The 22,426-nt window shown below is 72.4% G+C and carries 19 protein-coding genes; 12 read left to right on the top strand and 7 right to left on the bottom strand.

Features of this window, described 5'->3' with window-relative positions; translation table 11 throughout:
• Window positions 1-1,763: Ig-like domain-containing protein (locus ASE87_RS14430; protein ID WP_162235893.1), on the bottom strand; the 1,763-nt coding region annotated here is incomplete at its 3' end.
• Window positions 1,764-1,939: 176 nt separating this feature from the next.
• Here ASE87_RS14430 and ASE87_RS14425 point away from each other — a divergent pair.
• Window positions 1,940-4,132 (top strand): ATP-dependent Clp protease ATP-binding subunit, encoded by a 2,193-nt coding sequence (locus ASE87_RS14425; RefSeq protein ID WP_082452696.1) that lies wholly within the window; start codon window positions 1,940-1,942, stop codon window positions 4,130-4,132.
• 18 nt (window positions 4,133-4,150) lie between these two features.
• Window positions 4,151-4,774, top strand: a complete 624-nt coding sequence (locus ASE87_RS14420) for a phosphoribosylanthranilate isomerase (RefSeq protein WP_056229820.1) — start codon at window positions 4,151-4,153, stop codon at window positions 4,772-4,774.
• A gap of 27 nt (window positions 4,775-4,801) precedes the next feature.
• Here the strand turns inward: ASE87_RS14420 and ASE87_RS14415 are convergent, their stop codons facing one another.
• A complete protein-coding gene (locus ASE87_RS14415; protein WP_056229817.1) occupies window positions 4,802-5,848 on the bottom strand; it encodes a low specificity L-threonine aldolase in 1,047 nt (348 codons plus the stop codon).
• A gap of 125 nt (window positions 5,849-5,973) precedes the next feature.
• Between ASE87_RS14415 and ASE87_RS14410 the strand changes: the two genes are divergently transcribed.
• Window positions 5,974-6,894, top strand: coding sequence for an AEC family transporter (locus ASE87_RS14410; RefSeq protein ID WP_043597380.1), 921 nt, complete (start codon window positions 5,974-5,976; stop codon window positions 6,892-6,894).
• Window positions 6,895-6,968: 74 nt separating this feature from the next.
• The gene (locus ASE87_RS14405) at window positions 6,969-8,474 is read left to right on the top strand and encodes a hypothetical protein (RefSeq protein WP_056229814.1); all 1,506 of its coding nucleotides are present in this window, start codon (window positions 6,969-6,971) and stop codon (window positions 8,472-8,474) included.
• 13 nt (window positions 8,475-8,487) lie between these two features.
• Here ASE87_RS14405 and ASE87_RS14400 read toward each other — a convergent pair whose 3' ends face one another.
• Window positions 8,488-9,324, bottom strand: a complete 837-nt coding sequence (locus ASE87_RS14400; RefSeq protein WP_043597387.1) for an exodeoxyribonuclease III — start codon at window positions 9,322-9,324, stop codon at window positions 8,488-8,490.
• Between the two features lie 225 nt (window positions 9,325-9,549).
• Between ASE87_RS14400 and ASE87_RS16200 the strand changes: the two genes are divergently transcribed.
• Genes ASE87_RS16200 through ASE87_RS16520 form a run of 3 tightly spaced genes read left to right on the top strand, consistent with a single transcriptional unit; the run spans window position 9,550 to window position 12,594 of the window.
• Entirely contained in the window at window positions 9,550-9,687 is a 138-nt protein-coding gene (locus tag ASE87_RS16200) for a hypothetical protein (RefSeq protein ID WP_157489927.1), read from the top strand.
• 49 nt (window positions 9,688-9,736) lie between these two features.
• Complete coding sequence (gene pyrE, locus ASE87_RS14390; protein WP_043597383.1) at window positions 9,737-10,288, top strand: orotate phosphoribosyltransferase; 552 nt, start codon at window positions 9,737-9,739, stop codon at window positions 10,286-10,288.
• Complete coding sequence (locus ASE87_RS16520; RefSeq protein ID WP_200925488.1) at window positions 10,285-12,594, top strand: hypothetical protein; 2,310 nt, start codon at window positions 10,285-10,287, stop codon at window positions 12,592-12,594. Before pyrE ends, ASE87_RS16520 begins: the two co-directional genes overlap by 4 nt.
• A 31-nt stretch (window positions 12,595-12,625) precedes the next feature.
• Here ASE87_RS16520 and ASE87_RS14380 read toward each other — a convergent pair whose 3' ends face one another.
• Window positions 12,626-13,438, bottom strand: a complete 813-nt coding sequence (locus ASE87_RS14380; protein WP_043593128.1) for an HAD-IIA family hydrolase — start codon at window positions 13,436-13,438, stop codon at window positions 12,626-12,628.
• A gap of 76 nt (window positions 13,439-13,514) precedes the next feature.
• Between ASE87_RS14380 and ASE87_RS14375 the strand changes: the two genes are divergently transcribed.
• The 5 genes from ASE87_RS14375 (at window position 13,515) to ASE87_RS14355 (ending at window position 19,219) form a co-directional block, all read left to right on the top strand.
• Entirely contained in the window at window positions 13,515-14,207 is a 693-nt protein-coding gene (locus ASE87_RS14375) for a TrmH family RNA methyltransferase (RefSeq protein ID WP_056229809.1), read from the top strand.
• 107 nt (window positions 14,208-14,314) lie between these two features.
• Window positions 14,315-15,415, top strand: a complete 1,101-nt coding sequence (locus ASE87_RS14370) for a glycosyltransferase (protein ID WP_157489925.1) — start codon at window positions 14,315-14,317, stop codon at window positions 15,413-15,415.
• Complete coding sequence (locus tag ASE87_RS14365) at window positions 15,412-16,578, top strand: glycosyltransferase (protein ID WP_056229804.1); 1,167 nt, start codon at window positions 15,412-15,414, stop codon at window positions 16,576-16,578. The genes ASE87_RS14370 and ASE87_RS14365 overlap by 4 nt, the downstream gene beginning before the upstream one ends.
• Window positions 16,575-17,879 carry a hypothetical protein gene (locus tag ASE87_RS14360; protein WP_157489923.1) on the top strand — a complete coding sequence of 435 codons (1,305 nt, stop codon included), beginning with the start codon at window positions 16,575-16,577 and terminating at the stop codon, window positions 17,877-17,879. Before ASE87_RS14365 ends, ASE87_RS14360 begins: the two co-directional genes overlap by 4 nt.
• Window positions 17,876-19,219 (top strand): hypothetical protein, encoded by a 1,344-nt coding sequence (locus ASE87_RS14355; protein ID WP_056229797.1) that lies wholly within the window; start codon window positions 17,876-17,878, stop codon window positions 19,217-19,219. Before ASE87_RS14360 ends, ASE87_RS14355 begins: the two co-directional genes overlap by 4 nt.
• On the opposite strand, the gene ASE87_RS14350 is transcribed toward ASE87_RS14355, so the two are convergent.
• The 3 genes from ASE87_RS14350 to ASE87_RS14340 are packed head-to-tail and all read right to left on the bottom strand — an operon-like array spanning window position 19,179 to window position 22,369.
• Complete coding sequence (locus ASE87_RS14350) at window positions 19,179-19,793, bottom strand: hypothetical protein (RefSeq protein ID WP_056229795.1); 615 nt, start codon at window positions 19,791-19,793, stop codon at window positions 19,179-19,181. The genes ASE87_RS14355 and ASE87_RS14350 overlap by 41 nt on opposite strands.
• A complete protein-coding gene (locus ASE87_RS14345) occupies window positions 19,790-21,193 on the bottom strand; it encodes a polysaccharide biosynthesis tyrosine autokinase (protein WP_056229791.1) in 1,404 nt (467 codons plus the stop codon). The genes ASE87_RS14350 and ASE87_RS14345 overlap by 4 nt, the downstream gene beginning before the upstream one ends.
• 24 nt (window positions 21,194-21,217) lie before the next feature.
• Window positions 21,218-22,369 (bottom strand): glycosyltransferase, encoded by a 1,152-nt coding sequence (locus ASE87_RS14340; RefSeq protein WP_043593175.1) that lies wholly within the window; start codon window positions 22,367-22,369, stop codon window positions 21,218-21,220.
• Between the last annotated feature and the right edge of the window lie 57 nt (window positions 22,370-22,426).

Genomic DNA, 22,426 nt, shown 5'->3' with positions numbered 1-22,426 from the left:
GCGACGGTGGTCGTGGCGTACTGGGGGTAGTCCTTGCCGAACCAGTAGAACGTGACGGTGGCGCCGGAGGACGCCTTGCCGCTGATCGTGGTCTGACCGGTGGGGGCGAAGGCGTCGCCGTCCTGGTGGCTGCCGACGGTGAGGTCGACAGGGCCGACTCCGGCGGGCACCAGGCGCACGGTGACCTCGTTGACCTTGCCTGCCTGAGCGGTCTGGGTCAGGGTGATGTTGTAGGGCTGGGTTCCGCCCATGTTGCGCGAGATCGCGTAGTCACCCTCGTCGTTGGCGACGACGGTCGTGGCGTACTGGGCGTAGTCCTTGCCGAACCAGTACGCGGTGACGGTGGCCTTCGGCGTCGCTTTTCCGCTCAGGGTGGTGGTCCCGGGCTGGGCGAAGGTGTCGCCGTCCTCGTGGCTGGTGAGGGTGAGGTCTGCCGGTGCGGCGGTGTCGTTCTCGGGGTTCAGCGTGACCGTGGAGGCGGTGGTGTTGTTGCCCTTGCCGGACTGGGTGGCCTCGAGGACGTGCTTGCGGTCGTCGACGTTCGCGGTGCGAACGGTCCACTGGCCGTTGGCGAGGACCTGGGCGGTGCCGAGGACGGTGCTGCGGCCCTGTTCGCGGACGGCGATCTGTGCGCCGACCTCGCCGGTGCCGCGCAGGGTCACCGGGCCACCGTCGTGGGCCATGCCCTCGACCGGTGCGGTGATCACGACCGCGGCGCCGTAGGCGACGGCGACGATGATCTCGCCGGTGGCCTCGTCGTCGATCTCTTGGTGGACGCGGACGTCGTAGTCGCCGCCGGCGTTCGGGGCGGTGATCGGGGTCGACCACGTGCCCGAGCCCAGGCGGGCCTCGGTGCGGGCGATCTCGTCGCCGTTCACGTCGCGGATCACGATCGTCGCGCCGGGCTGCGCGGTGCCGGAGAGCACGGCGTTCTGGCCGTGGTCGGCCGGGAACGACGCCACACCGGTCACGGGGGCGACCTTCAGTTCGGCGTCGAGGGTGGTCTCGCCGGTCTTGACGGTGCCCTCGTACTGCTCGAGGGTGACCGGGTTCGACCCGAGCTTCAGCTCGGTGAGTTCGTAGGACCACTTGCCGTCGGTACCGGCCTGGACCTGGTCCTCACCATTGATCACGACGTACGAGCCGGGAACAGCCCATCCCGAGATGCCAGCGGTCCGATTCGGGATGTCCGTTGAGTCCACCTTCGCGGACAGGCCGGCTTCGATGCCTTCGAACTCCGCAGCGGGGCCACTGCTCCCCATGGCGAAGTAGGAACGCTTGTACGCGTCGACATAGCGGACGGTGTTCGTGACGTACTGGCCACTCTGGCGGTTCACCATCCGGCCCTGCGCGTCCAGGCTCCACTCCGTGTTCGTGCCGCTGCAGGACTTGGTGTGAAGTGTGTCGCCCCCGGTCATGGGGAAGATGCTGAGGCACTCGCCGGTGGCTGACCCGTCCCGGACGACTGCGCGGAACCAACCTTCGCCCGTCGAGTCGATTCGGAGTCCGGCGGAGGCAGCGTCAGCGGCGGCCTTCGTGGCGTATTGCTGGATGTGTGTCGGCGACGAGGGCAGGCCGCCGTAGTACTTGCCGTTGCCCACTGGCGAGACGACCTTGGCGGAGGATCCCGGCTCGGGCAGGGCCGTGGTGGAAGCATCCGACGGGCTCGATGCCGTTGCGGCTGCGGGGCCGAAGCTGAGGCCGGTCACGATCGTGGCTGCGGCCAGCCCGATCGCGCCGGTCCGCTTGAGAGTTTTCTTCATGTGAGAGAGGTGTTCTTTCATGTCTGGGCAGCTCGATGTGCCGCCAGGCGAACAGATAGTGAAATGTTAGACACAAAACAAGGCATGCACAACATGACGACCGCGAGGGCTTGCGATCCGGGCGTGTCGGCGTAAACTTGAGCCAGTACCACTCAAGTTTCGAGAAAGGCACATCCATGGCGAACATGCAGGGCGCTCCGGCCTCCACCGAGAAGCAGAAGACGGCCCTCGAGAAGTACGGCGTCGACCTCACCGCCATCGCCCGTAGTGGCAAACTCGACCCCGTCATCGGCCGCGACGCCGAGATCCGGCGCATCAGCCAGGTGCTCACCCGCCGCACCAAGAACAACCCCGTCCTGATCGGCGAGCCCGGCGTCGGCAAGACCGCCGTCGTCGAGGGCCTCGCCCAGCGCATCGTCGAGGGGGACGTCGCCGACAGCTTGAAAGACAAACGCCTGATCAGCCTCGACCTCGCCGCCCTCGTCGCCGGGGCCAAGTACCGCGGAGAGTTCGAAGAGCGCCTCAAGGACGTGCTGAAAGAGATCACCAAGAGCGACGGCCAGGTCATCACCTTCATCGACGAGCTGCACACCCTCATGGGTGCCGGCGGGGGCGAGGGCTCGGTCGCCGCCTCGAACATGCTCAAGCCGATGCTCGCCCGCGGCGAGCTGCGCCTCATCGGCGCCACCACCCTCGACGAGTACCGCCAGTACATCGAGAAGGACGCGGCCCTCGAGCGCCGCTTCCAGCAGGTCTACGTCGGCGAGCCCAGCGTCGAAGACACGGTGGCCATCCTCCGCGGGCTCAAAGAACGGTACGAGGCGCACCACGGGGTCACGATCACCGACGGCGCCCTGGTGGCCGCCGCCTCCTTGTCGAACCGCTACATCCCCAGCCGTCAGCTGCCCGACAAGGCGATCGACCTCGTCGACGAGGCGGGCTCCCGCCTCAAGATGGAGATCGACTCGTCGCCCGTCGAACTGGACCAGCTCTACCGGGGCCTGGTGCGCCTCCAGATCGAGGAGCTCGCCCTCAAGAAGGAGACGGACGACGCCTCGCAGGTGCGCCTCGCCGCCCTGCGCGAGACCATCGCCCAGCAGCAGGCCGCCTACGACGACCTGAACGCCCGGTGGCAGGCCGAGAAGGCCGCCCTGCAGGGCGTCGGCACGTTGCGCAGCGATCTCAACGACGCCCGCATCGACGCCGACCGCGCCCTGCGCGAAGGCCGTTACGAAGACGCCGCCCGCATCAGCTACGAACGCATCCCCGATATCGAGAAGCGCCTCGCCGACGCCGAGTCGTTCGAGAAGTCCGGCGACCGGCTGGTCAGCGACTCGGTGACCGACGCCGACATCGCCGAGGTCGTCGCCGCCTGGACCGGCATCCCCGTCGGTCGGCTGCTCAGCGGCGAGACCGAGAAGCTGCTGCACCTCGAGAGCGAGCTCGGGAGGCGCCTCATCGGTCAGAAGGCGGCCGTCCAGGCCGTCAGCGAGGCGGTCCGGCGCACTCGCGCGGGCATCAGCGACCCCGACCGCCCGACCGGCTCGTTCCTCTTCCTCGGCCCGACCGGGGTGGGCAAGACCGAGCTCGCCAAGGCCCTCGCCGACTTCCTCTTCGACGACGAGAAGGCGCTCGTCCGCATCGACATGAGCGAGTACGGCGAGAAGCACAGCGTGTCCCGGCTCGTGGGCGCGCCTCCCGGGTACGTGGGTTACGAGGCCGGTGGCCAGCTGACCGAGGCGGTGCGTCGTCGCCCGTACAGCGTCGTGCTGATGGACGAGGTCGAGAAGGCCCACCCCGAGGTCTTCGACGTCCTGCTGCAGGTACTCGACGACGGTCGGCTGACGGACGGACAGGGGCGCACCGTCGACTTCCGCAACACGATCCTCGTGCTGACCTCGAACCTCGGCTCGCAGGTCATCACCGACCCGTCCCTCAGCGACCCCGAGAAGGAAGAACTCGTGCAGGGCCTCGTGCGTCAGGCGTTCAAGCCCGAGTTCGTCAACCGACTCGACGACATCGTCGTGTTCTCGACCCTCAGCACCGACGACCTCGGCCAGATCGTCTCGCTCTACGTCGACCGCCTCGGCCGACGGCTCACCGACCGCCGCCTCTCGCTCGCCGTCACCCCCGACGCGCGGGCCTGGCTCGCCGACCGCGGCTACGACCCGATCTACGGCGCCCGTCCCCTGCGCCGTTTGATGCAGCGGCAGATCGACGACAAGCTCGCCATGGCGCTGCTCGGAGGCGAGATCGCCGACGGCGACACGGTGCGGGTCGACGTGGCCGACGGAGGCGAGGGGTTGACGGTGGTGCGGTACGACGTCGGCGAGCCCACGCCCGACGACCTGGACGACCTGCCCGCCTGATCCCGGCAGACTGGAACCATGCGCACCTGGGTGAAGATCTGCGGCCTGTCCACCCCCGAGACGGTCGACGCGGCCGTCGAGGCCGGGGCCGATGCCGTGGGGTTCGTGTTCGCGGCAGGCAGTCCGCGCACGATCGACCCCGAGAGCGCACGCGAGTTGGCGGCTCGCGTGCCGGAGGGCGTCGAGACGGTCGGCGTCTTCCGTGGCCAGGGCATCGGCACGGTGCTCGATCTCGCCCGCGCCTCCTCGGTGTCGACCGTCCAGCTGCACGGCGACGAGACCCCGGCCGACGTCGCCGCCGTCCACGCCGAGGGCTTCCGCGTGATCCGCGCCGTCAGCGCCGCCGCCTACGCGGCCGAACCCGAGGAGGCGCGGGTCGCGTTCCGCGAGGACGCCCTGCTGCTCGACGCGATCGACCCCGGCGCCGGCGCCACCTTCGACGTCGGGCCGCTGCTGTCCGCGCCTCCTGCCCGGGCGTGGTTGTTGGCCGGGGGGCTCACCCCGGACAACGTCGCCGGGCTGCTGGCCGAACTCCGGCCTCACGGTGCCGTCGGGGTCGACGTGAGCTCGGGCGTCGAGTCGTCGCGCGGCGTGAAGAGCGTCGAGCTGATCCGCGCGTTCGTCGAGGCTGCCCGAGCCTGAGCGACCCCGGCCTGAGCGACCCCGGCCTCAGCCGACGAGCGCTCGGGCGTCCTCGACGAACCGGTCGACGTGGGCCTCGGTGGTGTCGAACGAGCACATCAACCGCACCTCGCCGGTGGCCCGGTTCCAGTCGTAGAAGTGGTGCGCGGCCCGCAAGGGCTCCACGGCCTCGCGGGGCAGCACGACGAACACGGCGTTGGCGTCGACGGCCTGTGTGACGGTGACGCCCGGCAGTGTCGCGAGCCCGTCGGCGAGGCGAGCGGCCATCGCGTTGGCCCGGGTCGCCGACCGCAGCCAGAGGTCGCCGTCGAGCATCGCCAGGAACTGCGCCGAGACGAAGCGCATCTTCGAGGCCAGCTGCGCGTCCATCTTGCGCAGGTAGACCAGGCCGGCCCGCGCCTCCTCGGAGAAGGTCACGACCGACTCGCCCAACACGAGGCCGTTCTTCGTGCCTCCGAACGACACCGAGTCGACGCCGGCGTCGCGCGTGATCGCGCGGAGCGGGACGCCGAGCGATGCCGCGGCATTGGCGAGGCGGGCGCCGTCGAGGTGGACGCGCATGCCGAGCGAGTGCGCGTGGTCGGTCACGGCCCGGATCTCGTCGGGTGAGTAGACCGTGCCGAGCTCGGTGCTCTGCGTGATCGTCACCGCGAGGGGCTGAGGACGCTGCTGGTCGCCCCAGCCGTAGGCCTGCCGGTCGATCAGCTCGGGAGTCAGCTTGCCGTCGGGCGTCGGCACGGTCAGCAGCTTGATGCCGCCGAGGCGCTCGGGCGCCCCGCCCTCGTCGGTGTAGACGTGGGCGGTCGTCGCGCAGATCACGGCGGCCCAGCGCGGCGTCAGGGCCTGCAACGCGGCGACGTTCGCACCTGTGCCGGTCAGGACGGGGTCGATCGCCGCCCCCTCGCCGAAGGTCTCGACGACGACCTCGGAGAGGCGCTGCGTGTAGGGATCGGCGCCGTACGAGCCGACATGGCCGCCGGCGGCGTCGACGATCGCCTGCAGCACCTCGGGATGGGCCCCGGCGTAGTTGTCGCTGGCGAACGTGTGGACCGAGGGATCGTGGAGGCGCGTCACCCGTCGATTCTGCCCGACCGCCGACCGCCGCGGAGGTCGACGACGGGCCGAGGAGGCGTGGGTCGCGCCGCGGGCACCGTTCGGGCGAGCTGGGCAGGGCCCCGGGCGTGCGACAGGATGGACCCATGGGTGGAGTGCTGATCGGGTTCGCGATCATCGGTGTGATCATCGTGACCGGGTACGTCGTCGGTCGCATCGATCTGCTCGGGGAGTCCGGCCACCGGGTGCTCTCGCGCCTGGTCTTCTTCGTCCTGACGCCCTGCCTGCTGTTCTCCACCATCTCGCAGGCCGACGTCCACGTGCTGTTCTCGCGCCTCCTGGTGGTGTCGGCCATCGCGTCGCTCGTCGCGGCCGTCCTCTCGGTCGTGGTGCTCAAGCTCGTCCTCAGACGCAGCGCCGCCGAGACGGCCATCGGCACGATGGGCGGCGCGTACGTCAACGCCAACAACATCGGCCTGCCGGTCGCCACCTACGTGCTGGGCAGCGCCACCTTCGTCGCTCCGGTGCTGCTCTACCAGCTGCTCGTGCTCACGCCGATCGTGCTCGCCGTCATGGACACCGTGACGAACCGCGGCAGCAGCATCGGCCGGACGATCGCGCGCCCGTTCACGAACCCCCTGCTGATCGGGTCCGCCCTCGGCGTCGTCGTCGCGGTCACCGGCCTCGAGATCCCGCAGGCCGTCCGCGAGCCCTTCGAGCTGGTGGGCGGGGCCGCGGTCCCCGTCGTCCTGCTGTCGTTCGGCATGTCCCTGTACGGGTCGAAGCCGTTCCAGGCCGGTCAGGGGCGTGCCGACATCGTGGTCGCCGTCGTGCTGAAGCTCGTCGTGATGCCCGTCACCGCCTGGCTGCTCGGCGCGTTCGTGTTCGACTTCGGCCGCGACGAGTTGTTCGTCGCGGTCGTGCTCGCCGGACTGCCGTCGGCCCAGAACGTCTTCAACTACGCCCAGCGCTACCAGACGGGTGTGGTCGTGGCTCGCGACACGGTGCTCGCCACGACCGTGCTGTCGGTGCCGGTGCTCGTGGTGGTCGCGGCCCTGCTCGCCTGATGTGACCACCGAAACTTCACATCACTCGTTTTTAATGACACCCTGAGGGTTCACTTTCCACGAAAGGTGCTCCCTTGATCTCGATCCCACCGCCGGCACGCGTCCTTACGGGTGCCGTCCTGTCGGCTGCCCTCGTCCTGACCGCGCACCTCCCGGCGACGGCCGCCGTCGCCGGGTCCGTCGCGTCCGAGTCGTCGTCGACCTCCAAGTCGCCGTCGACCCCCGAGTCGCCGTCGACCTCCGAGTCGCCGTCGACCCCCGAGGGGCAGGAGGCGCGGGTCCCGTCACCGGCGGACGATCCGACCCTGCCGCCCCCGGACCCAGCGACTCCGAGCCCGTCGCCCTCGTCCGAGCCGCCCGCGTCGGCCCCACCCGAAGCCCCCGTCGAGACCGGTGCCGAGACCGGTGCCGAGACCGGGATCGAGACCGGTGCCGAGACCGGGGCCGCGACCGAGGCCCTGCAGGCCGCCGAGGCCGGGGTCGCCGCGCTGACCTCGCCCCTCGAGGTGCTCAGCCACGCGGACGGCGAGTCGTACGAGGCCGGCCCCGCCACGTTCTTCGGCTCGGGCACCCCCACGGCCACCGTCGTCGCGACCAACCAGTGGGGTGTCGAGATGGGGCGGGCCACCGTCGCCGTCAACGGCCGCTGGGCCTTCACCCGCAACCTCGGGCCCACCACCCGGTCGTACGAGCTCGTCTTCAGGCAGACGCTCGGGGCCGAGAGTGACCAGAAGGCCCTCGAGTTGTTCTACGCGGGGTCCGTCGAGCTCTCGGTCGGCAGCCACGTCGACGGGCAGCTCTACTCGGCCGGGCCCACGGTCTTCGCCGGGCACGGGGCCCCGAACGCGCTCGTCACGGTCGTCGACGCACGGCTCGGTGAGATCGCCCGCACGACGACCGCCCTCTCGGGTCGGTGGTCGGTCGGGGCCGACCTCGTCCCCACCCTCGACGGGTACAGCCTCACCGTCACGCAGACGCGGCGCGACATCGACCCTCAGCGGGTCCCGCTGAACCTCGAGTACGCGGCGGCGCTCGTACCCCTGGGAGTGGACAGCCACCGGGACGGTGCCCCCTACGGGCCGGGGGTGGCGACCTTCTCGGGACGCGGCACCGTCGGCGCCCGGATCACCGCGGTCAACCAGTGGAACACCCCGATGGGGTCCGCGCGCGTCGGGGTCGACGGCCGGTGGGCCTTCGACCGCAACCTCGGGCCGACCTCATCGGGCTACGAGATCACCTTCACCCAGACCCGCGGGCTGACCGTCGACTCGGTGGTCGTGCACCTCACGGTGCCGGTGCCCGCCGACCTGGCCGTGACGACCCCCGACCTCTCGGGCGGCACGGTCGACGACGGAGACGTCATGACGACGTTCCGCGGCACGGGCACGCCGTTCGCGACCCTGCACGGGGTCAACCAGTGGGGCACGGCCTTCGGCGACACGACGATCGGTGCCGACGGCCGGTGGGAGTTCCGTCGCTGGCTCGCCAAGGGCACCCGCTACGACCTGACCTTCACGCAGGTCTCGTGGACGGGCGAGACCGTCGTCACCGAGGGGTACGGTTTCGACGTCGAGCCCTGACGTCCGGTCGGCCTCAGAAGATCATGGGCCGGTCGTCGTCGAGCCCGGTCTCGAGATCGAGGTCGACGACGACCGGCACGTGGTCGCTCGGCGCGTCGCCCTTGCGCTCGTCGCGATGGATCGCGACCGACGTGACGAGATCGTCGAACGGCTTCGAGCCGAGGACGAAGTCGATGCGCATGCCCTCGTTCTTCGGGAATCGCAGTTGCTTGTAGTCCCAGTACGTGTAGCCCTCGGGCAGCCGTGAGCGGACCACGTCGGTGAGGCCGACCTCTTCGAAGCGGAAGAACGCGTCCCGCTCGGGCGCGCTGACGTGGGTGTGACCCTCGAAGACCGACATGTCCCACACGTCGGTGTCGAGGGGGGCGACGTTCCAGTCGCCCATCAGGGCGAGCGGCTGATCGGGTCGTTCGGCCAGCCAGGTCTCGGTCTCGGCGGCCAGCTTGGCGAGCCAGTCGAGTTTGTAGGCGTAATGCGGGTCGGCGAGTTCGCGCCCGTTCGGAACGTAGAGGCTCCAGAGCCGCACGCCCTCGACCGTGACGCCGATCGCGCGCGCCTCCTTCGGCTGGTCGGGGCCCTCCTGGCCCTTGGCGAAGCCCGGCTGCGACGGGAAGGTGATCTCGACGTCCTCCATCGGGAGGCGGCTGACGAACGCGACGCCGTTCCACTGGCTGAGTCCGTGCAGCTCGACCTCGTAGCCCGCTTCGCGGAAGGCGTCGTAAGGGAACTGCTCGGGCTTGCACTTGATCTCTTGCAGGCCCGCGACGTCGACGTCCTCACGGACGAGCCAGTCGACGACCCGGCCCACTCGAGCCCGGACGGAGTTGACGTTGTAGGTCGCGACACGCATGCCGACCACGGTACCGGGCGAGCACGAGACGGGTCGTCGCGGCCGAGTCGTTGCCCAAAGGGCATCGATGCCCTTCCCATCGAGCAACGTACGCGCTAGTAAATACACATGTCGCATGAGGGGCGAGGTGGAACGGGCCGGCCGGGCCAGGGCAGCCGGTACGAACGCGCGCGCGGGGTCACCCCCGCTCGCATCGAGACGTACCCGAAGCGTCACCAGGTCTCCGTGGACGAACGTGTGGCCCGGCTCGCCCGCTCGGCGGTCGTCCGCTACGAGGACTTCTTCCTGCCGCCCGGCACGTGGGCCGACCTGCACCGGCTGACCACGCGATCGCTCGACCGGTCGTCCCGGGGCGGTCGCTGAGCCTGCCCGCCCCGGCGTTCCCGGGCCGCCTGCTCTACCATGGGTCACCGTGACCGACGCACGCACGCAGCTCATCGACTACATCGGCTCCGAGGCCGTCTTCCACGGCGACTTCACGCTGACCAGCGGCAAGAAGGCGACGTACTACATCGACCTCCGCAAGGTCAGCCTCGACCACCGCGTCGCCCCCCTGATCGGCCGGGTCATGGTCGACCTGATCGACGAGGTGCCCGACGTGTTCGCAGTGGGCGGTCTCACCATGGGCGCCGACCCGATCGCCGCGGCCGTCCTGCACCAGGGGGTCGCCCTGGGCAAGGACTACGACGCCTTCGTCGTGCGCAAGGAGCCCAAGGACCACGGCCGCGGCAAGCAGGTCGAGGGGCCCGATCTCGCAGGCAAGCGCGTCATCGTGCTCGAGGACACCTCGACCACAGGGGGCTCGCCCCTCGCGGCCGCCAAGGCCCTCGAGGCCGTGGGGGCCGAGATCGCCGCCGTCGCCGTGGTCGTCGACCGCAGCACCGGCGCCCGCGAGGTGATCGAGGCCGCGGGCTACCCCTACTACGCCGCCATCGGCCTGGAAGACCTCGGGCTGAAGCCGTGACCGACGACCGGCGGGGTGACGACGGCGACGACGCCGGGCGGGACGACGCAAGCGACTGGCTCGCGGCGCAGTTCGACGGCACCGAGGACGACGACTCCGACGGCGACGGGGCCGGTCGTGACGGCACCGCGGCCGACACCCCGTCAGGAGGCGCGGGTCATCTTCCCGACGTCGCCCCAGAGGACGTCCCCACCCAGGCGTTCGACCTGCCGCCGGTCACACGAGCGGTCGAGGTCCCACCCGACGACGAAACCGAGCGCCCGGGCGACCCGGGTGTCGGGCAGGCGTCGTCGGACTCGTCCGGGGAGCCGCCGACGCCGACCCCCCTGCCGTTCGTCGTGCCCGAGTCCCCGGCGGGGACGCCGCCGCCGAAGACCTCGGGCCACCCCCAGGCCCTCGACCTCGGTGCGCTGACGGGTGCCGTGCCACCGTTGCAGCCTCCGTCGTCCGTGCCGACTCCGGACCTCCCCGCGCCGTCCGAGTCGCAGCAGCCCGACCCGGAGCCTGCGGGTGACGGGGATCCCGCCGCTCCGCCGCCGGTCCCCGCGGACGTGGGGGACCCTGCCGGCGTCAGCGACGAGCCGGGGCCGTTCACGGCACTGATCTCGGTGCCCCGGCCCGAGTCGGCCGAACCCGCGACCTTCGACTGGAACGCTCTGCCCGAGCCCGAGCCCGAGCCCGAGCCCGAGCCCGAGCCTGTATTGGAACCGGAACCCGAGCCGGAACCGGAACCGGAACCGGAGCCCGAGCCCGTACCCGAGCCCGAGCCCGAGCCCGTACTGGAACCGGAACCCGAGCCGGAACCGGAACCGGAGCCCGAGCCCGTACCCGAGCCCGAGCCCGTACTGGAACCCGAGCGCGTACTGGAACCCGAGCCCGTACTGGAACCCGAGCTCCTACCGGAACCCGAGCTTGTTCCGGAGCAGGAGCCCTTCGCAGCTGCCGAGCCCGAGCCCGAGCCCGAGCCCACGCCCGCCGCCGCGGGCCGCGAGGGTGGTACCGAGGCGCCTTGGTGGGTCGAGGAGCACCACGAGATGACCCGGCGCGAGCGCCGACTGGCCGAGGCGGCGGCTGCTGCGGCCGCGGCTGGCGGCGTGGTCGCGTCCGGCGTTCCCGGAGTCCCCTCGGTGGCGGCCCCGGCGCCAGCCGCCGAGTCGTCGTCCGGCCAGGAGTCCGAGGCCGAGCCGCCTCCGAGTGGCGACCGCGAACCCACCTTCACCGAGATCCTCGGCGTTGTCCCGTCGTCCTCCGCCGAGGACGTCCTGACCGTGGACGCTCGGCACGAGCACGAGCCCGAGCCCGAGCACGCCGTGCCCTCGGCGGAGGTCCCGGCCGCGTGGTCCCTGTCCGGCTCGGGCGAGGTGCCCCTGCTCGACGTCGAGCCGTCGACCGGCCTCGAGTCGTCGTCCGACGTCGAGCGGTCGTCCGACGACGTCGACGACGACGACGAGGGCCTGGACGACGCGGCCGAGGTGACGACCGCGACCGCCCTGTTCGCGCCTCCTCGGTCCGCACGCGACGAGGCCCGCGACGACGTGGACGTCCCGGCCGATGCCACGCCGGTGCTGCCCGGCGTCTCGATGAGCACCACCGCCGCTCCGGAGGGCGAGCGGCCGCGCCGCGAGATCGGAGGAGCCGGCGTCTTCGTGCCGCAGACCCGTCCGGTGGACGAGAAGCCTGCCACGACACCCCGCGGGCCGGGCCTGGCCGACTGGGTCCGCGGACACCGGACGCTGGCCGCCGTCGGCGCCGGCCTCGTGATCGTGCTGTTGCTGGTCGCGTTGTTCTTCATCTCGCGCTCGCTCTTCGCGTCGACCGACGACTTGGGCTCCGACCCGTCCGTGGCGGCGGAGCCGACCGGGACCCGCACCGTGACCGCCGCCCCCGCGGCACCCGCCGCCGAGGTCGCTCCGGCCGGCCCGCTGGCGGCCGGCACCCACTCGTACGCCGACCTCCAGGGCGGCGAGTGCTTCTCGAGCTTCGAGTCGGCCTGGCAGCAGGACTACGAGGTCTCCGACTGTGCTCAGCCGCACGTGGCCCAGCTGACCCGCCTCGGCAGCCTCGACGGCGACGCGTCGGCCGCCTACCCCGGGGCCGACGTGCTGCAGAGCCAGATGAACCTGCTCTGCACGGGATCGGACGCCCTCGACCGCCAGGCCGCCGCGGCCTATCCCGACGTGCAGCTGCTCGCGAGCTTCCCCGCGGACGCCGACGCCTGGGCGGCCGGCGACCGCACGTATTCGTGCTTCGTCAACCGCAGCAGCGGAGAGGCCCTGACGACGAGCCTCGTCGCGGTGGCGGGCTGACGGGTCGACCCGCCCCGCGCCTCCTGGGGCCCTAGGCCTCGGACGGCACCACGTCGGACTCGACGGGTTCGCTGCGCACCAGCTCGTGCACCCCGGCCAGGATCTCGTTGGGCCGGAACGGGTAGCGGTCGATCTCGGCCTGGTCGCTGATGCCCGTCATCACGAGGATCGTGTGCAGTCCGGCCTCGATGCCGGCCATGATGTCGGTGTCCATCCGGTCACCGATCATGGCGGTGTTCTCGCTGTGGGCGCCGATGCGGTTCATCGCCGAGCGGAACATCATCGGGTTGGGCTTGCCGACCACGTAGGGCTCTTTGTTGGTGGCCTTCGAGATCATGGCGGCGATCGCGCCCGTCGCGGGCAGCACGCCGTCAGCGCTGGGCCCGGTCGCGTCGGGGTTCGTCACGATGAACCGCGCGCCGCCGAGGATCAGTCGGACGGCCTTGGTGATCGAGTCGAACGAGTAGTTGCGGGTCTCGCCCACGACGACGTAGTCGGGGTTCGTCTCGGTCATGATGAAGCCGGCCTCGTGCAGGGCGGTCGTCATGCCGGCCTCGCCGATGACGAAGGCCGAGCCGCCGGGCATCTGCGAGCGGCAGAAGTCGGCCGTGGCGAGCGCGCTCGTCCAGATGCGCTCTTCGGGCACGTGCAGCCCCGAGGCGCGCAACCGTGCGGCGAGGTCGCGTGGCGTGAAGATCGAGTTGTTGGTGAGCACGAGGTAGGGCGTGCCTTCGTCCTGCCACTGCTGGATCAGCTCGGCGGCACCGGGCAGCGCGTGGTTCTCGTGGACGAGCACGCCGTCCATGTCGGTCAGCCAGCACTCGACGTCTTCTCGTGAACCCATGCGGTCACCTTAGCGAGGTGCTCTGCGAGCCGAGGAGGCGCCGGTCGGGTCCGGGGAGAACACCTACCCTGGTCGGGTGCCCCAGGACGACGACCGCGCCCCGCTCGAGCCCGAGGGGCTCGCCCGCCCCGACCGCCCGGACGACCCCGAACCGACCGTCGAGCCCGAGCACGGCGTCGGTCCCTGGCCCGGTGGCGAGGCCGACCGACCGGACGGCGACCACTGGGACCCCGAGCTGCTCCGCGTGGGCGACCGGCGCAACGTCGTCGACCGCTACCGGTACTGGACGATGGAGGCGATCGTCGCGGACATCGATTCGCACCGGCACCCCTTCCACGTCGCGGTCGAGAACTGGCAACACGACATGAACATCGGGTCGATCGTCCGCAGCGCGAACGCCTTCGCCGCCGACACGGTGCACATCATCGGCCGACGGCGGTGGAACAAGCGCGGTGCGATGGTCACCGACCGGTACCAGCACGTGCTGCACCACCCCGACGTCGAGACGTTCCTGGCCTGGGCGCGCGAGCAGCGCCTCCCCGTCCTCGCGGTCGACAACGTCGAGGGCTCGGTTCCGATCGAGACCTTCGACCTGCCCGAGCGGTGCGTGCTGCTCTTCGGCCAAGAGGGACCCGGTCTCTCGGCCGAGGCGATCGCGGGCTCGGAGGCGGTGCTCGAGATCTCGCAGTTCGGCTCGACGCGCAGCATCAACGCGAGCGCGGCTGCGGCCGTCGTGATGCACGCCTGGGTGGTGCGGCACCGGTTCTGATCTCTGCCCGGTCGCGTTGACGCGCCCGACATGTCACACATAAACTCTGGACCGTCGGCGGCCGGAGGGGGCGTCGGTTGTGACACGACCAGAAGCGAGGGCGCCCCGTGCCGCCGATTCCCACGCGACCCGCGTCCGACCCGACGCGGGTGTGCTTCGTCGCCGCCCCGTTGATGGCCCGCAGCGGCGTCTACCGCTCGACGCACGATCTCGTCGTCGAGGCCCGGTCGCGGGGGCTCGACTGGCGGGCCGTGCTCGGCACGCGTCCCACGGCGCAGGGCCGACGCGCCGAGACGCCGGGCGTCCGGGAGGTGACGATCACGCGGCACGGCCGCGGCGTCGTCGACGAGGTGCGCGAGGTGCTCGACGACGTGCCCGAGGTGGCGCGGGCCGACGTCGTCGTCACGCTCGTGACCCAGAGCGACGTCGCCTGGTCGCGGTCGACCGCCCGGCGGGGCCGGCTCTGGGTGGCCTGGGTGCGCGGCCTGCCGTGGCCCGCGCCCGGTGAGCAGTCGACGGCGCGGCGGGTGGCCCTCCGGTTGGTCGAGTCGGCCGCGCTCCGCCGAGCCGACGACGTGTGGGCGACGACCGAGGTCCTCGGGGTCGACGTCGCGCGCGTCCGGCGGCCCCATCTCGTGCCCGCGGGCATCCGCCTGCCCGCCCGCACGTCCTTCGGTGAACGGTCGGTGCCCATGGTCTGGGCCGCCCGCCTCGACGTCGACAAGCGCCCTCGGGCCTTCGTGGACATCGCCGAGAGGTCCGGGGTGCCGGGGCGCCTGCACGGCCAGGGGCCGCTCGAAGCGGGGCTGCGCGCCGAGCTGCCCCCGATCGTGTCGATGCCCGGCTGGACGGACGCGGCCGAGCTCTGGGACGGCGCGGGGTTCTTCGTCGGGACGGCCTCGCGCGAGGCGTTCGGTCGCAGTGCCGTCGAGGCCGCGGCGACGGGCCTGCCGATCGTTCTCGGCGACCGGTACGGGGCCGCGCCCCTGCTCGTGACCGACGCCGAGCTGCGCCGACGCTTCGTCCTGCCCACAGGCGAGACGGGCCGGTGGGTCACGGCGGTGCGAGACCTCGCCGGCGACGCCGACCTGCGGCGACGGATGTCCGACCACGTGGCGGGCAACGCGTCGCGCTCGTCCGTCACCGCGTCGGTCGACGCCGTCCGTGACCGCCTCGTCGAGCTCGGGGTCGGCGGGTCCGCACGATGAACCGCGCGGCAGCCGTCACGGCGGCGAGGCGTCGACCGCTCCGCGTGGTCCAGTACGGCGTGCACGATCCCTCCTACCCGCGCAACTCCCGGCTCCGCGCGGTCCTCGAGGGACAGCTGGGCGCCCGGGTGCGCGTCGTCCCGCGCTCGAGGGCGGGGGCCCGGCCCCTGCGGGCACTGCACGACCTGCGTTCGCTCTGCCGTGCGACGGCGGGGGCCGACCTCGTGGTGCTGTCGGAGTTCCGCAGCAGCCAGGCGCTCGTGGTGCGCGCGGTGGCGTCGCTCAGTCGCGCGCGCCTCCTGGTGGACTGCTTCGTCCTGTCGCACGAGACAGCCGTCGGTGACTGGGGGCGTCCGTCACCGCGTTCGCCCGGAGCCCTGCGGCTCGCGGTGCTCGACGCGCTCGCCGTGCACTGCGCCCACCTCGTCCTCACCGACACCGAGCCGCGGGCGGCCGAGCTCGTCCGTCGGCACCGTCCCGCCGCCGTCGTGCTGCCCCTCGCCGTCGGGGCGCCGGGGTGGGCCCGATGGCAGCCCCCGCCGGATCCTCACGATGACCTGCGCGTGCTCTACTACGGCGGCTACGTGCCCCTGCACGGGGTCGACCTGGTGGTCGACGCGCTCGCGGCGATCGACGGCCGCCGGGACGTCTCGATGGTCTTCGTCGGCGACGGACCCGATCGTGGACGCATCGAGGCCCGCGTCGCCGGGCTCGGACCCGGCGTCCGGTGCGAGTTCGTCGGCGCGGTGCCCGAGTCCGAGCTGAGGGGGTACATCGCCCACGCCGACGTCGTCCTCGGGGTGTTCGGCACGTCCGTCAAGGCCCGCGGCGTCGTCGCCAACAAGGTCTGGCAGGGACTCGCCTGCGGCCGCTCGGTGATCACGCAGCGGTCGTCCGCCCTGGCCCCCCTCGCCGCGGTGGTCGGCGGGTCGCTCGTCCAGACCGAGCCGGGGTGCGCCTCGTCGCTCGCTCAGGCGCTCGTCGACGTGCGCCCGTCGACCCCCTCCTCCGACGTCGACGTGCACCGACGGCTCGACGAGCTCGTCGCCGCATCGTGGCAGCCGCTCGCCGGACACCTCATGGCGCTGGTACGGGGCGACCGCCGGGCTCGCCACTGGCGCGGTGCGAGGTCGGGCACGGGCCGCGATCGCGAGGGCCGATGACCGGCACACGGGGTGTGGCGCGGGCGGCGCGACAGATGCGTCGGCTCGCGTTGCACGTGCTCGTCCCGGCGGTGGGGGCGGCCGCACCCCTGGCGGTCGTCCCCGCCGTGACGTCGACGGCAGGTGCCGCGGGCTGGGCCGCGATCGCCGTCGGGCTCTCGGTCGGGGTGGCCGCAGCCGTCGTGGCCGAGCTCGGTTGGGGGATCGTCGGCCCCCAGCGCGTCGTCCGGCAGCCCGCCGCCCGGTCCCGGCTCTACGCTGCCGCCCTCGCCAGCAGGCTGGTCGCCGTCGCACTGACCACGCCGCTGGCGGCGGTCGTCACAGGCCTCGTCGTCGTGGAACACCGCCCGGCGGCGGTGCTCGTCGCGGTGGGGGTGTCGCTCGGGGCGCTCAGCCCGGCCTGGTTCTTCATCGGTCTCGGCCGGCCGGTCGTCGTGCTGCTGGCCGAGACGTCTCCGCGGGTGGTCACGTCGCTGGCGTCGGCCGTCGCGATCGTCCACGGCGCCCCCCTCGAGGTGTACGGCTCCGGGCTGATCGTCTCGGTCGTCGCGGCGCTCGCGCTCGCGAGTCTGCTCGACGACGCCGCGCGTCCACCTCGCCGACGGGACTTCGCCGGAGTCCCGGCCACCGTGCGCGAGCAACGCGTCCTGGTGCTGGGGCGGGCCGTCACCACCACCTACAAGTCGTTGCCCTCCGCGATGTTGGGCGGTGTCGCCCCCGGCGCGGTGGCCGGCTTCGCGGCCGTCGACCGTCCACTGCGCATGGGGCTGCAGGTCGTCTCGGCCGTGCCCGACCGTCTGCAGACCTGGGTCGGGCACCCGTCGCCCGGCCTCGCCCGCCGACGCAGCCTCTGGTCCCTGTTCGCCAACGCCATGCTCGGGCTCGTCGTGGGCGTCGCCTTCGCCACCCTCATGCCCTCGGTCGGTCGGCTGCTCTTCACCGGCGCGGTCGACGTCCCGCCGACGCTCGCCGTGTGGGGTGGGGTCCTCGCGGGGGTCGTCTGCGCCTCCCGGGGGGCCGGCCTCGCGCTGGTCAGCGCCGGCCGCCCCGGGTGCACGACCCTCGCCGCGTCCTGCTCGGCCGCCGTCGGGGTGCCCGGGCTGCTGGTCCTGGGGGAGCGCGCCGGTGCCGCGGGGGCACTCGCCGCGCTCGCCGCCGCCGAGACCGTCGGCCTCGTCGTGCAACTCGTCGCCGTCGCCCACCGCCCCGGCGGCCACGGCCCCGGCAGCCACGGCCCCGGCAGTCACGGCCACGGCCGGGGCAGCCACGGGCGGCCCGACGACCTGGTGCCGCCGACGTGACCGTCCTGCTCGGTGTCCTTGCCGCACTCCTCGCCGTCGCCGTCGGAGGGCTGCTCGTGCCCGCCGACCGTCGTCGCGGCGTCGCCCTCGTCGTCGCGTTCGGCCTGCTGACGGCGGCCGGTTCGCTGACGGTCCCGGCCGACGTCCGGGGCGCGGCGGTCGCCGTGGCAGCCGGGGTGACCGCGGCGGCGCTGCTCTCGCCTCGTGACTGGCCCGTCGAACGGGCACGAGCCTCGACGTGGACCCTGGCCTGGTTCGCCTGGGCCGTCGGCTGCGTGGTCGCCATCGCACCGTCGACCATCGTCTTCATGGCGCAGCTCGCCGTCGTGGGGCTGACGCTGTCGTGGGCGGTCGCCACGTCGTCCCGTGCCGACGTCCGGGTGTTCCTGCGCGGGCTCGTCGGCATCGGGGTCGCCCAGGTCGTCCTCGGCGTCGTCGAGCTGACGGTCACCCACCGGCCCGTGCCGTGGGGCCACAAGGTGCTCGCGACCGGCCGGTCGTTCGTCAGCGACAACAAGGTGCTGCCGGGTGACCTCATGCGGGTCGAGGGGTCGGTGGGCCATCCCATCCCGTACGCGGTCCTGCTCGCGGTCTGTCTCGTCGTCGTCGTGGTGGCCGAGCGCGGCGTCTTCTCGAGCGCGGCGAGGTGGGCGGTCGTGCCCGTGCTGTCGACGGGCATCCTGCTGTCGGGCAGCCGCAGCGTGCTGACGGCGGTTCTGCTGGCGCTCGGCTACGTGGTGCTGACGACCGACCTGCGCCACCGGGCGGTCAAGATCGTGTCGTCGGTCTCGGTGGTGGTCGTGGCCGGCGTGCTGCTCGCCTCCGAGGTCGTGTCGGCCGTCGCGGTCCTGGTCGCGTCGGGCTCGTACGAGAACCGCGTCGGCGCGCTGCGGGCCGTTCCGGGGTTGGTGACCCGACCGCCGACCGAGTCGCTCGTCGGCAGCGGCTTCGGCAGTGAGCCCGAGCTCTACGCCCGGGGGTTGCTGCCGCAGGAGGGCTTCACGGTGGTCGACAACCAGCTCGTGACGACCCTCGCGACGTTCGGCCTGATCGGACTCGTCCTCGTGGTCGGCGTCTTCGTCGTCGGTCTGACGAGGACCTCGAGGACGGGGACGGCGGTGACGATCGTCATGGCGACCGTGCTCTTCTCCTTCGACTACCTCGTGTGGTTCTCGATGTCGGGGCTCGCCTTCGCGTTCTGTGCCCTCGCCCGCACGGACGGCACCCGTTCCGACGACGTCCGGCCCCACGGCGCCCGTTCCGACGACGTCCGGCCCGACCGCGTCGAGTCGTCGACGCTCAGCCGACGACGGGGCCGAGGTAGCGGCTCACCAGCGTGACGGCGTCGACGATCTGGCGGGTCGACAGGTCGTAGGTCGCGGCGTCGAGCCCGATCGGGTCGACAACGTCGTCGTCCTCCGGCCCGACGAGCGGCCCGCTGCCCCGGCGGGCGGCGACGAGGGCGACGGCGACCCGGAGGCGATCGTCGGGGGCCACGCCCTGCAGGGCGTCGTCGGCCTGGGCCGGGTCGACGAGGGCGCTCAGCCGCGCGAACTCTCGCAGGGTGAAGGTGACGCGCGTGACGCGTGGCACCAGCGAGACGACCGCCCGGCGGTGCTCGCGGGCCATGGCCAGCACGAGTCCCGTCCCGGCGAGGGTGCCTTCGACGAGCTGCCGGGCCCGGTGTCGTCCGAGGTCGAGGCCCAGGTCGCGCGCCCGGTCGAGGGTGGGGCGGGGTGGCGTCGCACCCTCGGGGGCCCGGGTGCCGGCGCTGCCCGTCGAGGCGCCGGGCAGGACGGCCCCGGGCAGGGCGCCGGCGAGGAGGGCCGCGGCGAGGGGCGAGCGGCAGAGATTGCCGGTGCAGACGGTCAGGACGGTCGCGAGGGGCGGGACGGTCGGTGCGGGAGGCGTCATCGGCGTCGCTCTTCGGGCCCTGGTGTGGCGGACTGTGTCGTGAAGTACCCCGTGTACGAGCCGTACCCGTAGGCGCCGGCCCCCCGGGCCGGGACCATGGTGAGGACGACGCCCAGGGTGCGGCTGCCGATCTCGGAGATCGAGGTCAGTGCCTGGCGCAGCTGGTGGCGGGTCGACCGTCGTGCCGCGGCGACCACGACGACACCGCTCACACACCGGCTGAGCACGGCGGCGTCGGTCACGGGAAGCAGCGGGGGCGAGTCGATCACGACGAAGTCGTACGCGGCTTCGATCTCGGTGAGCAGGCTCACCATCGCCATCGAACCCAGGAGCTCGCTCGGGTTGGGCGGCACGCTGCCCGAGGGCAGCACACGGAGTCCGAGGAACCCCCACGGTTGGACGACGTCGTCGAGCTCGGCTCTGCCGACGAGCAGGTCGGTCAGGCCGGCCGCTCCTTCGAGGCCCATCACCTCGGCGACCCGGGGGCGGCGGAGGTCGGCATCGACGAGCAGCACGCTCGCCCCCGTCTCGGACAGGCAGACGGCGAGGTTGGCCGCCGTCGTCGACTTGCCCTCGCTCGGCATGGCCGACGTGACGACGAACGATCGGCGGCTGCCCTCGAAGGCCAGGAACTGCAGGTTGGTCCGCAGTGCACGGAACGACTCGGCGAGGGGGCTGCGAGGCTCGTCGTGGACGATGAGCGGCGTGGTCGAGGCGTCCGCGTGGAATCCGACGGCACCGATCACGGGGGTGTCGCCGAGTGCCTCGACGTCGCCCTTGCCGCGGATGCGTGTGTCGAGGGTGGAGCGCAGCAGGGCGAGGACGACTCCCCCGAGCAGGCCGACCGCGGCGGCGAGGCCGATCCACAGCACGGGGCGCGGGTTGGTCGGAGTCGTGGGGACGACGGGCTCGTCGAGCGTCTCGACCGTGACCAGGCTGCTGCCGCCGCCCTCGGGCCGTTCGAGCTCGTCCTCGACCACGGTCTCGAAGCTCGCCGCCACCGCGCCCGCGAGTCGGGCGGACCGCGCGGGGTCGGTGTCGGTGACGCGGATCGTGATCAGAGAGGTGTTGACCGGACTGCTCGCCTCGACGCGTGCGGCGAGCTGTGCCGGTGTGGTGTCGAGCTGCCACTCGTCGATGACCGGTTGCAGGACGCGCCCCGAGGTGACGACGTCGACGTACGACCGCACCTTGGCCTGGGCCGCGCTGCTGCCCTGGACGAGGTCGCCGGCGTCGGACGCGCCGAGCGACGACACCGAGACGAACAGCTGGGTGCGGGACGAGTAGGTCTTGGTCGTCAGCAACGACGCGACGGCACCGACCAGGACGGCTCCGATGGCCAGGACGACGATGAGTTGCCAGCTCGACCGGACCACGGCGACGAAGGCTCTGAGTTCCACGGGGGTTCCTCCAGGTGGTCGCGGTCAGGCCCGGGTGAGGGCCGCGAGCACGACGTCGGCCTTGTGGCGCCATGTGGCGTCGCGCGGGATGGCGGCCGGGCGCCGGGGCACGCGGGCCCCGTCCCTGGTCAGGGCGGCGAGGGCGGTGGCGTGGCGGTCGAGGTCTTCGACCACCACCCCGTCGAGACCCCTCTGGTCGACGCCGCAGATCGGGGTGCTCAGCACGGGGAGCCCGGCGGCGCGGTACTCGTAGGTCTTGATCACGTCACCGCCGACCTCGCGCTCGCCCACGTGGTGCGGGACCCACCCGACGTCGAAGGATCGCAGCAGCTCGGGGACGTGCGTGTAGTGGACGTCGCCCGTCATCGTCACGTTGGGCTCGCGGTCGAGCACCCGGTACTCGCGGTCGAGCACGGGCCCGGCGAAGACGAAGGTCGTGTCGCGGCGGGCGGCGACGGTCGCGAGGACTCCCGCGAGGTCGACGCGTCGTCCGATCTTGCCGACGTAGCCCACGGTCGTGGGCCCGATGGCCGTCGACCGCTGGTCGAAGCGGTGCGGGTCGCAGCCGTTGGGCAGCTCGACGACGTCGTCGCGGCCGTGACGGCGTGCCAGGTCGGCCGTGCCGGCGCCGTTCGCCGTGACGACGTCGGCGCGGTCGAACGCCACCGCGTACGCCTCGTCGACCGCGGATCGGACGCCGGCGAACGCGTAGTGACGGCTCCAGTCGTCGAGCAGGTCGAGGACGACGCGGCGCCGACCGTCGAAGGGGCTGGCGCCGTGCTGGGCGAGGGCGACGAAGGGGTTCCAGACGAGGGCGGGCACGTCGGCCACCGACTCGGGCAGCACCGGGTACGACCTCGCCGACGTCGCCCACCAGCGGCGGCGGTCGCGCGGGTCGGGCACCCGCGCCACCCTGGTCTCGACCGGATGGGTGCCGGTCGCGGGCCGCCCGGGCGGACGCCGTCGGACGACCCGCGTGAGGGCCGGCTCGGGGCGCGACACGACGGCGACGCCGCCGCGGTCGGCGAGGTCGTGGCCCAGCCACTCGATCAGGTGGCCGTCGCGGGTGCGGTAGCCCTCGCGCAGCAGCTTGTGCTGCCCGTGCATGGGGTAGGCGAGCAGGGCGGGGGCTCGGTCGGTGGAGACGGGCAGTCGGAAGGCGCGGTGAGGTCGCACGAGGGCCTCTCGGAGATCGGCAGGACGCACGGGCAGGTGCGGTGACCGCACGCCACC

The organism is Frigoribacterium sp. Leaf44 (genome assembly GCF_001421865.1).
Lineage (GTDB): Bacteria > Actinomycetota > Actinomycetes > Actinomycetales > Microbacteriaceae > Frigoribacterium.
Note: the sequence above shows the minus strand (reverse complement) of the source record. Positions and strands in the feature narration are given on the sequence as shown.